12 protein-coding genes are annotated in these 14,423 nt (G+C 54.8%); 9 read left to right on the top strand and 3 right to left on the bottom strand.

The genetic code is table 11. The features are described 5' to 3' along the window. Window positions 1–39 precede the first annotated feature (39 nt). The 4 genes from asr to ETA_RS09480 all read left to right on the top strand — a co-directional run bounded on the left by asr (window position 40) and on the right by ETA_RS09480 (window position 2,560). Window positions 40–513, top strand: coding sequence for an acid resistance repetitive basic protein Asr (asr, locus tag ETA_RS09490; protein ID WP_012441413.1), 474 nt, complete (start codon window positions 40–42; stop codon window positions 511–513). Between the two features lie 86 nt (window positions 514–599). Beyond that, a complete protein-coding gene (gene ydgU, locus ETA_RS20745; RefSeq protein ID WP_456236300.1) occupies window positions 600–683 on the top strand; it encodes a small membrane protein YdgU in 84 nt (27 codons plus the stop codon). A 114-nt stretch (window positions 684–797) separates the two neighbouring features. Next, on the top strand, window positions 798–1,601 hold the full coding sequence (locus tag ETA_RS09485) for a trypsin-like serine peptidase (protein WP_012441412.1): 804 nt from the start codon (window positions 798–800) through the stop codon (window positions 1,599–1,601). Window positions 1,602–1,690: 89 nt separating this feature from the next. Next, window positions 1,691–2,560, top strand: coding sequence for an N-acetylmuramoyl-L-alanine amidase (locus ETA_RS09480; protein WP_012441411.1), 870 nt, complete (start codon window positions 1,691–1,693; stop codon window positions 2,558–2,560). A gap of 43 nt (window positions 2,561–2,603) precedes the next feature. Here the strand turns inward: ETA_RS09480 and hrpA are convergent, their stop codons facing one another. Continuing rightward, entirely contained in the window at window positions 2,604–6,503 is a 3,900-nt protein-coding gene (gene hrpA / locus ETA_RS09475; RefSeq protein WP_012441410.1) for an ATP-dependent RNA helicase HrpA, read from the bottom strand. A gap of 233 nt (window positions 6,504–6,736) precedes the next feature. On the opposite strand from hrpA, the gene ETA_RS09470 reads away from it, so the two are divergent. Next, on the top strand, window positions 6,737–7,342 hold the full coding sequence (locus ETA_RS09470; RefSeq protein WP_012441409.1) for an FMN-dependent NADH-azoreductase: 606 nt from the start codon (window positions 6,737–6,739) through the stop codon (window positions 7,340–7,342). 103 nt (window positions 7,343–7,445) lie between these two features. On the opposite strand, the gene ETA_RS09465 is transcribed toward ETA_RS09470, so the two are convergent. Continuing rightward, window positions 7,446–8,447 (bottom strand): LacI family DNA-binding transcriptional regulator, encoded by a 1,002-nt coding sequence (locus ETA_RS09465; RefSeq protein ID WP_012441408.1) that lies wholly within the window; start codon window positions 8,445–8,447, stop codon window positions 7,446–7,448. A gap of 74 nt (window positions 8,448–8,521) precedes the next feature. After that, entirely contained in the window at window positions 8,522–9,073 is a 552-nt protein-coding gene (locus tag ETA_RS09460; RefSeq protein ID WP_012441407.1) for a D-lyxose/D-mannose family sugar isomerase, read from the bottom strand. A gap of 223 nt (window positions 9,074–9,296) precedes the next feature. Here ETA_RS09460 and ETA_RS09455 point away from each other — a divergent pair, with 223 nt between their 5' ends. From ETA_RS09455 to ETA_RS09440, 4 genes are read left to right on the top strand one after another with little or no spacing between them, the layout of a single operon-like run. Further along, window positions 9,297–10,331, top strand: a complete 1,035-nt coding sequence (locus ETA_RS09455; protein WP_012441406.1) for an NAD(P)-dependent alcohol dehydrogenase — start codon at window positions 9,297–9,299, stop codon at window positions 10,329–10,331. A 4-nt stretch (window positions 10,332–10,335) separates the two neighbouring features. Next, the gene (xylB, locus tag ETA_RS09450; RefSeq protein ID WP_012441405.1) at window positions 10,336–11,853 is read left to right on the top strand and encodes a xylulokinase; all 1,518 of its coding nucleotides are present in this window, start codon (window positions 10,336–10,338) and stop codon (window positions 11,851–11,853) included. 8 nt (window positions 11,854–11,861) lie between these two features. Beyond that, a complete protein-coding gene (locus tag ETA_RS09445; RefSeq protein WP_157861843.1) occupies window positions 11,862–13,355 on the top strand; it encodes a sugar ABC transporter ATP-binding protein in 1,494 nt (497 codons plus the stop codon). Window positions 13,356–13,370: 15 nt separating this feature from the next. Next, the gene (locus ETA_RS09440; RefSeq protein ID WP_012441403.1) at window positions 13,371–14,408 is read left to right on the top strand and encodes an ABC transporter permease; all 1,038 of its coding nucleotides are present in this window, start codon (window positions 13,371–13,373) and stop codon (window positions 14,406–14,408) included. Window positions 14,409–14,423 lie beyond the last annotated feature (15 nt).

Genomic DNA, 14,423 nt, shown 5'->3' with positions numbered 1-14,423 from the left:
TGGGCTGACAGATGAACTAAAACACTTGAGGGTTTTACAATGAAAAAATTATTAGCTCTGGTCGTTGCCGCAACAATGGGTCTGTCTTCAGTTGCCTTCGCTGCTGAAACCGCCGCTGCACCAGCCGCAACAGCACCTGCTACCACTGCAACAGCACCTGCTACCACTGCAACAGCGCCTGCCGCCGCTGCTGCGCCAGCTAAAGCACCTGCCAAGCATGTGAAGAAGCATAAGAAAGCCGCTGAACAAAAAGCCCAGGCGGCTAAAAAACACCACAAGGCCGCTAAGCCAGCAGCCCAGAAGGCGCAGGCCGCTAAAAAACACCACAAAGTGGCTAAGCCAGTAGCGCAGAAAGCGCAGGCTGCTAAAAAACACCATAAAGTGGCTAAGCCAGTAGCGCAGAAAGCGCAGGCTGCTAAAAAACACCATAAAGTGGCTAAGCCAGTAGCGCAGAAAGCTCAGGCTGCTAAAAAACATCATAAAGCTGTAAAGAAAACCGCCCCTAAAGCGTAATTTCTACGGTCGGGGTATCAGACACCCCACGCAAAACAGTTAACACAACACCCGGTTATGCCGGGTGTTTTTTTAAGGAGTTTCGGATGATGGTACGTCGCTATTTATTCGAAATCATTCTGGTTGTCATGATTGCCTGTGGGATAATCGCCGCCAGTTTTTATTGGTGAACATGACTAGTGCACTGATATTCCAAATTAATCTCCCACTTTTAGTGCCGTGCGACTATAGTTACTGCACGAACTTAATCACTGATACCAACGCGCCTTTAGCCTGAGAAAAATATGCGCCTGACCGCTGTGTTATTAATGGGTTGCCTTGCCTGTTCATTTTATACTCATGCCGATAATGATGCCCGCAATGAGGCAGAAACAACCACGCTGTTTTTTGGTAAAGACAATCGTCAGCCGGTCAACGATACCGCTCAAGCGCCCTGGGATGCGATTGGTCAACTGGAGACGGCCAGCGGCAATCTTTGCAGCGCCACGCTGATCGCCCCTAACCTCGCTCTGACCGCAGGACACTGCCTGCTCTCCCCTCCGGGTAAACTGGACAAAGCCGTGGCACTGCGTTTTATCGCCAATGATAAAGGCTGGCGTTATGAGATCCATGATATCGAAGCGCGGGTGGATCCGGCATTAGGCAAAAAATTAAAAGCGGACGGTGATGGTTGGATAGTGCCCTCTTCAGCAGCACCTTATGATTTCGGTCTGATTGTACTGCGCAACCCCCCTTCAGGGATTACTCCTCTGCCTCTGTTTTCCGGTTCGCGACAGGCGCTAACTTCCTCCTTGAAGGAAACCGGGCGTCGTATCACCCAAGCCGGCTATCCGGAAGATCACCTAGATACGCTTTATTCGCACAGTGACTGCCTGGTGACCGGGTGGGCGCAGAAAGCCGTGCTTTCTCATCAGTGCGATACGCTGCCGGGTGACAGTGGTTCTCCACTGCTGCTGAAGGTCAACGGTGAATGGCAGTTGATCGGCGTGCAGAGTTCGGCACCTGCCGCCAAGGATCGTTATCTTGCTGATAATCGTGCGATTGCTGTGACCGCTTTCCGTGACAGCCTGGATGCGCTGGCGCAGTAACAGAATATTTATCGTAAATAAAGGGATTCCCAGCGCCCGGCGATTGAATGACAATGTCGCCGGACCTGACAGTAATCAAGGAAGACGTCATGAAAAAACTCACCCTGGCAGCCCTTGCTCTTTTCATCGCCGGCTGTTCTAGCCCGCTCCCTCGAACGGGCCTGTCGACTGAATATCGGCTTAATACTCAGTATCCCTCTGAAAGTCAGAATGAGCGCGTACGCTTTCTGGTTCTGCACTATACCGCTGCCGATGATGCCGAATCGCTGCGCTTATTGACCCAAAGCGGCGTAAGCGCTCATTACCTTGTGCCATCGGCGGCCGATCCTTTGATGAGGCAAAACACCGTCTACCAACTGGTAGCAGAGGATAAGCGCGCCTGGCACGCGGGAGTCAGTCACTGGAATGGGCGTAGCAACCTCAACGACAGCTCGATCGGCATTGAAATTGTTCATCCCGGCTTTACCGATACTCCCAGCGGAAGGCACTGGTATCCCTGGAATGACCGTCAGATCGGCCTGGTTGCCAGCCTGGCGAAAGACATTATTCAGCGTTATGCCATCACCCCGGATAACGTGGTTGCCCATAGCGACATAGCGCCAGGGCGTAAGTTTGATCCCGGCCCACTTTTCCCGTGGCAACAGCTGGCAGAACAGGGCATTGGGGCCTGGCCGGATAGCGATCTGGTTCAGCATTATCTTGCCGGGCGCTCAGCTTATGCCGCGGGCTCCGTCAGCAAAATTCAGGCCGATCTCGCCCGCTACGGCTTCACCATTCCGCAAACCGGCATCGACGACAGCCAGACACGCAAGGTTATCAGCGCGTTTCAGATGCATTTTCGACCCACCAACTTCACTGGCACAGCCGATGCGGAAACTGAAGCGATTGCTGCTGCGCTGGTTGCGAAATATCGTACGGCCAACAAAATGTTGCGTCAGGAAAACGACACGGGGCTTTGAGACGCACATGGAGATTGCCAGCCCTGACGGGCTGGCAAGGGCACTACATCGGGATCTGCTCCATCGCCTGTAGAATACGTTTTTCCGAAATCGGGTACGGCGTTCCCAGCTGTTGAGCAAACAGGCTGACGCGCAGCTCCTCTATCATCCAGCGGATTGCCTGTACCTCATCGTCATCCTTGCGCTGCGGCGGCAGCTTGTTTAACCAGGTGTTCCAGGCCTGCTGCACGGACTCCACTTTCAGCATGCGGGCGCGATCGCTGTGAGGATCGACCGCCACCTTTTCCAGGCGACGTTCGATGGCCTGTAAATAACGCAGCGTATCCCCCAGTCGCTTCCAGCCATTGCCCGTAACGAAACCGCGATACACCAGCCCGCCCATTTGCGCTTTGATATCTGATAGCGCCAGCGCCATCGTCATGTCGACGCGCCCCTTCAGCCGTTTGTTGATATTGAACACAGCGGTGAGGATCTGCTCGACCTTTTTCGCAATATCCACCACCGCTTCATTGAGATCCGCGCGTACCTTGTCGTGGAGCTGCTCGAAGCCCTGCTGCTGCCAAGTGGGACCTCCGAACTCGGCTATCAACCTGTCGACCCCACAGGCGATACAGTCATCGATCAGGTCCAGCACCTTGCCGTAGGGATTGAAGTAAAGCCCCAGCTTGGCTTTATTCGGCAGTTTCTCGTGCAGATACTTAATCGGCGACGGGATATTCAGCAGCAGCAGACGCCGCTGGCCGCGCCACATGGCCTTCTGTTGCTCATGCTGTGAATCGAACAGACGGATCGCCACGCTGTCTTTTTCATCAACCAGTGCGGGCCAGGCTTTTACACGGTAGCTGCCGCGCTTTTGCTCGAAATGGTCGGGCAAGTCGCCAAAGCTCCAGATATGCAGGCCGCGCTGTTCCAGACCGTCATCCGCCACATGCGACAGCGTTTCCTGCACTTTGCCCTTGAGCTGCACTTTTAACGCGGCCAGGTCTTTGCCTTCTGCCAGCCTGCGGTTATGTTCATCGACAATGCGGAAGGTGATTTTGAGATGATCGGGCACCTGATCCCACTGCCAGGACTCGCGTTCCAGCGTAACGCCCGACATACGGCGAAACTCCCGCTCCAGCGAATCCAGCAGCGGCGCGTCAAGCGCCGTCACCCGAGCGAGAACCGCATCGGCATAGTTGGGAGCGGGGACAAAGTTACGGCGTAACGGCTTCGGCAGCGATTTGATTAAGGCAATCACCAGCTCGCGGCGCACGCCTGGAATTTGCCACTCAAAACCACTCTCCTCTACCTGATTCAGCACGGGTAGCGGGATAAATACCGTCACGCCATCGGCATCCGCACCCGGCTCAAACTGATAGCTTAAACGCAGCTTGATGTTGCCCTGATGCCAAAAGTTCGGATAGTCCAGTTGGCTGACTTTATCTGCGCCCTGCTTGATCAGCATCTCTTTAGCAAAGTTCAGGCGATCCGGCTCATCGCGGCTGACGACTTTCCACCAGTTGTCAAAATGACGCGCGGAGACCACCTCATGAGAGATGCGCTGGTCATAGAAAGCAAACAGCGTTTCATCGTCCACCAGAATATCGCGGCGACGCGATTTATGTTCCAGTTCCTCAACCTCGGCGCGCAGCTTGAGGTTCGCTTTAAAGAAGGCGTGCCGCGTCTGCCAGTCGCCCTCCACCAGAGCATGACGGATAAACAGCTCACGCGACAGCACCGGATCGATCGGGGCATAGTTCACTTTACGCGCAGCCACAATCGGTAGACCGTACAGCGTGACTTTTTCACTGGCCATCACCGCGCCCTGCGCTTTCTCCCAGTGCGGTTCACTGTAGCTGCGTTTTATCAGGTGTTGTGCAACAGGCTCGATCCATTCTGGTTCAATGCGTGCGGCGATGCGTCCCCAAAGACGGCTGGTTTCCACCAGTTCTGCCACCATCGTCCACTTTGGCGGCTTCTTAAACAGCCCGGAGCCGGGAAAAATGGCGAAACGGGCGTTGCGCGCCCCGGTGAATTCCTGTTTGTCGCTGTCCTTCTGGCCGATATGCGACAGCAGCCCGGTGAGCAGTGCGGTATGGATCTCCCGCAGCTCTGCCGGTTCAGTATTCACCGGCAGCCCCAGCTCACGCACCACCTGACGCAGCTGGGTATAGATATCCTGCCACTCGCGCACGCGCAGATAGTTGAGATAGTCCGTTTTACACTGGCGGCGGAACTGGCTGGATGATAGCGCCTTTTGCTGCTCTTGCAGCCAGTTCCAAAGATTAACGAAAGCGATAAAGTCAGAATCTTTATCGGCGAACCGCTGATGCTTCTCGTCCGATGCCTGCTTTTTGTCGGCAGGACGCTCACGCGGGTCCTGAATCGACAGCGCGGCGGTAATGATCATCACTTCACGCACGCAGCCGTACTTCTGCGCTTCCAACACCATTTTTGCCAGACGCGGATCGACAGGCAGCTGAGCCAGCGCCCGCCCGGAAGGCGTCAGGCGATAGTGCTGATTATCCGCAAGGGTAATTGCCCCCAGCTCCTCCAGCAGGCGAACGCCATCCTGAATATTGCGCCGATCCGGCGCTTCGACGAACGGAAAGGCCGAGATATCGCCGAGGCCCAGCGCGGTCATTTGCAGGATCACCGATGCCAGGTTAGTACGCAGAATTTCCGGGTCGGTAAAGGCCGGACGACTAAGGAAATCATCTTCCGCATACAGGCGAATACAAATGCCTTCGGAAACGCGGCCGCAGCGCCCTTTACGCTGGTTGGCGGATGCCTGGGAAATCGCTTCAATCGGCAGACGCTGCACTTTGGTGCGGAAACTGTAGCGGCTGATACGCGCCGTGCCGGGGTCAATAACATATTTTATGCCCGGCACCGTCAATGAGGTTTCCGCTACGTTGGTCGCTAACACGATGCGTCGCCCGGCATGTGACTGGAAAACGCGGTTCTGCTCGGCATTTGACAGACGGGCATATAACGGCAGTATTTCCGTGTGCGGCAGATCGCGTTTACTTAACGCGTCGGCGGTGTCGCGTATTTCGCGCTCGCCGCTCATAAAGATCAGAATATCACCGCGGCTCTCGCGACCCAGCTCATCAACCGCATCAAATATCGCCTGTAGCTGATCGCGATCGCCGTCATCCGCCTCTTCCACTACCGGGCGGTAGCGCACCTCTACCGGATAGGTACGCCCCGAGACTTCAATCACCGGCGCATTGTTGAAATGGCGTGAGAAGCGCTGCGGATCGATGGTGGCCGAGGTAATGATCACCTTAAGGTCGGGGCGCTTAGGCAGCAGCTCACGCAGATAGCCGAGAATAAAATCAATGTTCAGACTGCGTTCGTGCGCTTCGTCAATAATGATGGTGTCATACTGCATCAGCAGGCGATCCTGCTGAATTTCCGCCAGCAGGATACCGTCGGTCATCAGCTTCACCTGCGTGGTGTCACCCACCCGGTCGTTAAACCGCACCTTGTAGCCCACGCTGCCGCCGAGCGAAATCTCCAGTTCAGCGGCGATGCGTTCCGCCACGGTACGGGCGGCCAGCCGGCGCGGCTGCGTGTGGCCAATCAGCCCGCGAATACCGCGCCCCAGCTCCAGACAAATTTTCGGCAGCTGGGTGGTTTTGCCCGAGCCGGTTTCACCCGCAACAATCACCACCTGATTGGCGCTGATGGCATCGGCTATCTCCTGCTTCTTTTGGCTGACCGGTAAATTTTCCGGATAGCGTATCGTCGGGGTCGCCGCCCGCCGTGCGGCTATCCGCTGTTCGGCAACGGTGATTTCGGCGCTCAGCTCTGCTACCAGCGCTTCCGGTAGCGTTGAGCTTCTGATCTTTTTGGCACCCTGCAGGCGGCGTAGCAGACGCTGGCGGTCACGCAGCATCAGCGCATCCAACCGGGAATACAGCGCTGTGAGGATAGATTGTGAGGTGTCAGACATGGTAATAGTGCTCGCTTCGTTGCGCCTGCAAGGGCAACAGGGATTAATCAGGGGGTAAGAATGGTACGTAGTGTAACACAGACAGGCACTTAGCGTTTTAAATGCGCAGCGAGAAGTTATTCAAACTTTTCGAACATAGTTATCGAAAACTCGCACTTACACTGGCGCTCAATTATCCGTAAAGTGTTCTGCATCGAGCGGAATATTCCGTATGACAGCACAGGAAAAAAACCATGAGCAAAGTATTAGTCCTGAAATCCAGTATTCTTGCCGGTTATTCTCAGTCTGGCCAGCTGGCCGACTACCTGATTTCCGAGTGGAAGGCCGCCCACCCTGGCGATGAAGTGACCGAGCGTGACCTGGCCGCCAACCCGATACCGGTGCTGGACGGTGAGCTGGTCGGCGCACTGCGTCCTTCTAATGCGGCGTTAACACCGCGTCAGCAGGAAGCGCTGGAACTGTCCGATACACTGATCGCCGAGTTGCAGGCGCACGACACTATCGTGATAGCCGCACCGATGTACAACTTCAACATCCCTACGCAGCTGAAAAACTATTTCGATCTGGTTGCTCGTGCAGGCGTAACCTTCCGCTATACCGAAAAGGGACCTGAAGGTCTTATTCAGGGTAAAAAAGTGGTGGTGCTGTCCAGCCGTGGCGGTATTCACAAAGATACCCCAAGCGATTTGCTCACCCCGTACCTGACCCTGTTCCTTGGCTTCCTGGGTATGAGCGATGTGCAGTTTGTCTTTGCTGAAGGGATTGCCTATGGCCCGGAAGTGGCGGAGAAAGCCACCAGCGCGGCAAAAGACGTCATTTCGCAGATTGTGACGGCCTGAGGCTAGCGCCGCTGACAGGAGCTAAATATGACGTTTAGCTCCTGTGATGACGGTTAATTGCTCACCAATCTGGCAGCATCCGATAAACCTGTCATGCCAACAATCAGGCGACCAGTTTCCCCCGAACTACCACCTTTCCCGGTTTGCTATCAGGATCGTTAGCGCGGCGCACGGCCAGATTAAGCGCCTGCCACGCGATTTCCTGCAGGTCATGCCAGATGCAGGGAAACTCGAATCCATAAATTTCGGCGTGAGGGACGTCGTCAATGCTGAACAGCGACACATCTTTCATTAACTGTAATTTATGTTCGATGCAGGCTTTAACGATCCCCAGCGAAATCTGATTATTACAGCCAACAAAGAAGTCCGGCGCGCGGTGATGGGCCAGCCAGCGGCGGGTCTCTTGCCACGCGACGTCCATAAAGAAATCGGCGTGCAGTATTTCAAATGTCGCCACCCTCCCCTGTAACGCCGCCTGTAGCCCGGTGACCCTGTCACGTGCGACGCTGGAGTTTTCCGGACCAGAAACCACCACGATCCGCTGCGCCTGCTGTTGCAGCAACCAGCGCCCGGCCTGCAAACCACAATCAAGGTTATCGATATACACCCCGCTACAGTGGGCATTATCCAGTTCGCGATCGACCAGCACTAGCGGAATTCCCAGCGTTTCCAGGCGCTTGAGCCAGGAGGGATGATAATGGCGATCGTTTGACAGCACGGACAAAATAATGGCGTCAACATTGTAACCAATCAGTTTGTCGATGATGTGGTTTTCCGCCTCCTGCGATTCATAGGAATCGAAGACCAGCGTGTCGTAGCCCAATTTTTCGGCTTCCAGCGTCATCAGGCGCGTCAGGCCACCAAAATAGGGATTAGCCATATTTGGATTAACAATGCCGATGGTCTTGCTGGTTTTTGCACGGAGATTACGTGCGGCGACGTTAACCACGTAGCCTAAGTGTTCCGCCGTTTCAAGAATACGTTGTCGCGTTTGCGGATGGACTTTATCCGGCTGTGAAAATGCGCGTGATGCGGTAATTTTACTCACGTTCGCCTGAGCAGCGACGCTTGCCAGCGTCACTTTCCCTCCCCGAATAACAGCCAAAAGCAGCTCCTTAGCACCTATGATGATTTTGAATCATTTTAGTATCATTTATGTTGTTTTACTATATCGTTAATTCAGGTTATTCCCGCTAAGCGATCGACGCGCGGATCGGTAAAAATATCCAGCTCATCGCGGCTTGTTGAAGAAAATTCTGAAACGACGGCACCGCGCTCACCGGCCTGAAACCAGTGACGGGTATTGGGTGCAATGGTGTATTGATAGCCCGGTCGCAGCAGGATATGGCGGTGACAGGTATACCATTTATTTCCGTCTTCAGGAACGAAGCAGACCGGCTTATCGTCAACGTCATCGGCTGGCAAGCTTTCATCGTCAACAAATAAATACACCTCCCCCCAGCGGCAACGAAACGTCTCCTGTTTACCTGAAGAATCGGCAAATGGCGGGTGCAAATGTTCCGGGCAGGTTTGCCGTGGGAACAGCACCAGCTCTTTTGCGCAGTAACCGGGCGCGTTGATATAGGTCAGCAGCTGTAGGCCAGAAACCGGATAATCCGCCAGGCCAAATGTCGCGATTTCTATACGTTTTTTTTCCGCTTCGGTCAGAATAATCCCTGCCTGCTCCAGCAGTACTAACGTGCGCAGCCTGGCTTCACTCAGTGTCTTCATGCTCTCCCGCCCTCTGGGTATATCAGATTCTCGCCTCTATTTAACCCGCCTCTCGCTGCCTGATACTGTGATCGCTGTCGCCAAAGGAGTCGACGTTATCCATAGATGACGCGTTGCGATGCAGGAATTTAATCAGCATCACAGATTTTATGCGCCGGTTGATACAGGATGAGCGCACCACAATGATATCGATACCATCAAAAATGATACTTATGAGGTTTTTATGAAAGCATTAGTTTTAGCCGATATAGGTAAAATTGTCCTGGAAGATCGCGACTTTGACGAAGTGCTCGGTGACAATGATGTCCAGATTAAGATCCACTCCGTGGGTATTTGCGGCAGTGACGTTCACTATTACCAACACGGGCGCATCGGACCATTTGTCGTTGAAGCGCCGATGGTGCTCGGTCATGAAGCTTCTGGCATCGTGATCGCAACCGGGAAAAACGTGACACATGTTAAGGTCGACGACCGCGTATGTATGGAGCCGGGCATCCCAAACGTCAATTCAGCCCAAACCCGTGCAGGCATCTACAATCTCGACCCCGAAGTGCGCTTCTGGGCGACCCCTCCGGTTCATGGCTGCCTGCGTGAAACCGTGATCCACCCGGCGGCATTCACCTTCAAGTTGCCGGACAACGTCAGTTTTGCCGAAGGTGCGATGGTCGAACCACTGGCCATCGGTATGCATGCCGCTACGAAAGCGGGCATCAAGCCGGGAGATATCGCGCTGGTTATCGGCGCTGGCCCCATTGGTGTGGTCACGGCCCTGGCCGCGCTGGCGGGCGGCTGCTCCGACGTCATTATCTGCGATCTGTTTGACGAAAAGCTGGCGGTGGCAAATGACTATGAAGGTCTGCATGCGGTCAACATTAAAACCGGCGATCTGGCCGCTAAGGTTAACGTACTGACCAGCGGTAACGGAGCGGATATTGTCTTCGAGTGTAGCGGTGCCAAACCGGCTATTGCTGCGGTGGCACAACATGCTGCGCCCGGTGCTACCGCCGTGCTGGTTGGCATGCCGGTTGACGTTGCCCCCATGGATATTGTTGCCGCCCAGGCAAAAGAGATCACCTTCAAGACGATATTCCGTTACGCCAATATGTATCCGCGTACCTTACGTCTTTTGAGCAGCGGTAAACTGCATGTGCAGCCGCTAATCAGCCAAACCTATAAATTTGCCGACGGCGTGACCGCCTTTGAGCGCGCGGCTGCCGGTTATCCCTCTGACATCAAAATTATGCTGGAAATGGAGTAACGCTATGGCGCTCTATGCAGGCATCGATTGCGGTACACAGGGCACTAAAGTGGTGATCGTCGATGGCGACCGGGGGGATATTCTTGGTGAAGGCCATGCCGCGCACCGCCTGATAAGCGATGCCAGCGGTCGTCGTGAGCAGCTGGCTGAGTGGTGGGTAGCGGCCCTGATCGAGGCTTTTCGGCTGGCGATATCACAGGCGCAGGTTAACCCGCTGGATATACAAGCGTTGGGCGTTTCTGGTCAGCAGCACGGTTTTGTGCCGCTGGATGAACAAGGCAAGGTGCTTTACCCCGTTAAACTTTGGTGCGACACGGAAACCCAGCAGGAGAACGATTTCCTGATACAACAGCTGGGTGGTGCTAAAGGCGCGGTTGAACAACTGGGCTTACTGCCTGCGACGGGGTACACCGCCTCGAAAATCCTCTGGTTTAAAAAGCATCATCCTGAACTGTGGCCGCGCCTGCATAGCGTTTTACTGCCCCATGACTACCTCAACTTTTGGCTGACCGGTGAACGCGTTGCCGAATATGGCGATGCGTCAGGCACCGGGCTGTTCAACGTGCGAACGCGTCAATGGGACCGACGTACCGTGGAACTGATTGATAACAGCGGGCGGTTATGGAATGCGCTGCCGCGGTTGCAAAATGCCGAAAGCTGCATCGGCACGTTAAATGCTCAAGCCGCGGCCACGCTAGGGTTGTCATCGTCAACGCGGGTATCGACCGGCGGTGGCGATAATATGATGGCGGCCATCGGCTCCGGGAATATCAGCGCGGGCAAGGTCACGATGAGCCTGGGCACCTCTGGCACCCTGTTTGCCTGGTCGGGAGAACCCGTTGAGTCACAATCGGCGACGATTGCCGGATTCTGTTCCAGCAATAACGGCTGGTTACCCCTGATCTGCACGATGAACGTCACTTCAGCCACGCTGTCGGTTCAGCAGCTGCTCAAGGAGGATGTTGCCGGTTTTAATTCGCTGCTGGCGCAGTCATCACCCGGCGCTGGCGGGATCGAGATGCTGCCGTTTTTCAACGGTGAACGCGTGCCGCAGCTGCCGCATGCTCATGCCAGCCTGCATAACCTCAACAGCGATAACTTCACACGCGCCAATCTGTGCATGGCCACCGTGGAAAGCGCCACCTATGGGCTGCGCTACGGTATAGACCTGTTTCGCCGGCAGGGTATTGGCGTCAGGGAGATCCGCCTTACCGGCGGAGGCTCGCGCAGCGCATGCTGGCGGCAGATCGTTGCTGACGTAATGGCCTGCCCCGTTGTCTGCCTGAGCGTTAAAGAAACGGCGGCGTTGGGGGCCGCGATCCAGGCCATGTGGGCAACGGCGCTGGCGCAGGAACCGCAACAGGATGCCACTGCTTTGCTGGCTGAACTCTGCCAACGATTCGTCTCTCTGGATCAATCCACCTGCACCCGGCCCGATGCTGAGCGTCAGGTTCAGTACGAAGGGCTTTATCAGCGCTATTTGCAACGCCTGCAACAAACTTATCCGGAGGTGACCTTGTGACGCACGATATGGCCGTTCAACAGCCCGCTTATCTACTGGAAGTGACCGGGGTGAAAAAATCCTTCGGCAGCGTTGTGGCGCTGAAAAATGCCGAATTCTGCCTGCGGCGTGGGTCGATTCATGCCTTATGTGGCGGCAATGGCGCGGGAAAGTCGACTTTTCTTAGCATCCTGATGGGATTTATTCAGCCGGATGGCGGCGACATTTTCATTAACGGTGTCCGCTGCGCATTTCATCATCCGCGGGAAGCCTTAGAAGCCGGGATCGCCATCGTGCAGCAGGAGTTAAGCGCCATTCCCGATTTAACGGTAGCTGAAAATATCTGGCTTGGCCGTGAACCGACGCGCTTCGGCTTTGTTGACTTTCAGAAACTGAACCGTCAAACCGCCATCCTGCTACAGGAATTGGATTTTAATATCGCGGTGACGGAAAAAATGCGCAACCTGAGCGTGGCTGAACAGCAGCTGGTCGAGATTGCTAAGGCGCTGTCGCATGCCGATGCCGACATTATCATCATGGATGAACCCACCTCGGCGATCGGGGAGGAGGATGCGCAAAAAATCTTCCAAACCCTCAAACGTCTGGCGGAGAAAGGCAAAGGCATCATCTATGTTTCGCATCGGCTGTCGGAGATTTTTCAGATCGCCGACAGCTATACCATTTTCCGCGACGGTACCTACGTGCATGAAGGTTTCATCGCCGACATCACCCGCGAGCAGTTAATTGAATACATTATTGGCGGCGAGTATGACAGTGAGTTTGCCAAGTTCAATCAACCCGGCGACAGCGTGCTGATGGAGGTGGAAAACCTGCGTTGGGGCAATACCATCAACGACATCAGTTTGCAGTTGAAGCACGGCGAGATCTTGGGCATTTATGGTCTGGTAGGCTCCGGGCGCAGCGAATTTCTGGATTTGATTTTCGGCATACAGCATGCGGACAGCGGCACCATTCGCGTGGGGGATAAACTGCTGGCCCGTCACTCACCCAAAGAGGCCATCGACAGCAGCATCGCCTATGTCACCGAAGATCGTAAAGATTCCGGGCTGGTGCTGTGCCGTTCAGTCAGCGAAAACATCAATATCTCCTCGTTTAGCGACATCAGCCGCGCCGGTTTTATCAACAAAAAGCAGGAAAAGCAGCGCACCCGCGAAATGATCAAACGCTTCAACGTTAAAACAAGCGACGGTGAGCAGGTCGTCGGCAATCTCAGCGGCGGCAACCAGCAAAAAGTGGTTCTGGGACGTTGGGCGTTACTCGACCCGGACGTGCTGCTGCTGGATGAACCCACCAGAGGAATTGACGTGGGCGCCAAGAAAGAGATCTATCGCTTTATGTCGGAGTTTGCATTGAAAAATAAGGGGATCGTAATGGTTTCGTCTGAGCTGTCGGAAATTATTGGTATGAGCGATCGTATTCTGGTGTTCCGTGACGGGCAATTAGCGGGAGAGCTGTTAGCGGCAAACGCAACCCAAACTGAACTGATGAAGCTGGCTGTGTAACTGAGAGATAAAACCATGAACCCTACCCACTCCACCTCATCCGGGATTTCTTTCTTCGGCCGTCATCAAAAGCGTTTGCATAAGTACGGTATTGTCATTGCTTTCTTCGCGCTGTGTTTGATTGTGGCGCTGGTCGGTGAATACCAGGTTTCTCAAGGGGCATGGAGCGATAACTATTTTTTCAGCGACGCTAACATGCTGATTGTGCTACGCCAGGTCTCGATAAACGGCATTCTTGCTATCGGTATGACCTTTGTCATTATCACCGCAGGCGTGGACCTTTCAGTGGGTTCGGTGCTGGCACTGAGCGGCATTGTCGCGGCGCGTTTTGCTACTAATAACGCGGGGATGGCGATTGGCGACACGGCCACGGCGGTGCTCACACCGCTTATTGTCGCTCTTGGCATCGGCATTGTTTGCGGGCTGATCAATGGAACGGTTCTGGCGCGTTATCGCCTCCAGCCTTTTATTGTCACTATGGGCATGCTGTCGGCGGCGCGCGGCCTGGCTCTGTTGACCACCGGCGGCAACCCGGTTTCACAGCTGAACAACGATTTCCGCTGGTTAGGAAACGGCTATGTCGCGGCGGTTCCGGTGCCGGTCATTATTTTCATCGCACTGTTTGGCCTTGCCTGGCTACTGCTGAATAAAACCATCTTTGGTCGCTACGTTTACGCGGTGGGGGGGAATGCAAAAAGCGCCCGCACCTCTGGGATCAACGTCATCCGCATTAAAGTTCTGGTGTACACACTCTGTGCCGCTCTGGCGGGCATTGCTGGCCTGATCCTGACGGCGCGCACCGGGTCGGCGCAAACCAACGCTGGCGCGGGCTATGAGCTGGATGCCATCGCCGCCGTGGTGATTGGTGGAACCAGCATGGCTGGCGGCGTTGGCACGCTGCAAGGCACCCTGTTTGGCGTATTAATTATCGGCGTGATGAACAATGGCCTCGATCTGCTCGGCGTACAGTCCTATTACCAGCAGATTATCAAAGGCGTGTTGATTGTCGTCGCCGTGTTGCTCGACCCTTCGCGTAAAAATCAGCGCGATTAATACCACTGAAATTAT

The organism is Erwinia tasmaniensis Et1/99 (genome assembly GCF_000026185.1).
Classification (GTDB): Bacteria; Pseudomonadota; Gammaproteobacteria; order Enterobacterales; family Enterobacteriaceae; genus Erwinia; species Erwinia tasmaniensis.
Note: the sequence above shows the minus strand (reverse complement) of the source record. Positions and strands in the feature narration are given on the sequence as shown.

Bases quoted from the DNA above. Each gene is read 5' to 3' on its own strand.
- ETA_RS09485 (WP_012441412.1), top strand. From the start codon at position 798: ATGCGCCTGACCGCTGTGTTATTAATGGGTTGCCTTGCCTGTTCATTT.
- xylB (WP_012441405.1), top strand. From the start codon at position 10,336: ATGGCGCTCTATGCAGGCATCGATTGCGGTACACAGGGCACTAAAGTG.
- ETA_RS09440 (WP_012441403.1), top strand. From the start codon at position 13,371: ATGAACCCTACCCACTCCACCTCATCCGGGATTTCTTTCTTCGGCCGT.
- ETA_RS09480 (WP_012441411.1), top strand. From the start codon at position 1,691: ATGAAAAAACTCACCCTGGCAGCCCTTGCTCTTTTCATCGCCGGCTGT.
- ETA_RS09445 (WP_157861843.1), top strand. From the start codon at position 11,862: ATGGCCGTTCAACAGCCCGCTTATCTACTGGAAGTGACCGGGGTGAAA.
- ETA_RS09460 (WP_012441407.1), bottom strand. From the start codon at position 9,073: ATGAAGACACTGAGTGAAGCCAGGCTGCGCACGTTAGTACTGCTGGAG.
- ETA_RS09470 (WP_012441409.1), top strand. From the start codon at position 6,737: ATGAGCAAAGTATTAGTCCTGAAATCCAGTATTCTTGCCGGTTATTCT.
- hrpA (WP_012441410.1), bottom strand. From the start codon at position 6,503: ATGTCTGACACCTCACAATCTATCCTCACAGCGCTGTATTCCCGGTTG.
- ETA_RS09455 (WP_012441406.1), top strand. From the start codon at position 9,297: ATGAAAGCATTAGTTTTAGCCGATATAGGTAAAATTGTCCTGGAAGAT.
- asr (WP_012441413.1), top strand. From the start codon at position 40: ATGAAAAAATTATTAGCTCTGGTCGTTGCCGCAACAATGGGTCTGTCT.
- ydgU (WP_456236300.1), top strand. From the start codon at position 600: ATGATGGTACGTCGCTATTTATTCGAAATCATTCTGGTTGTCATGATT.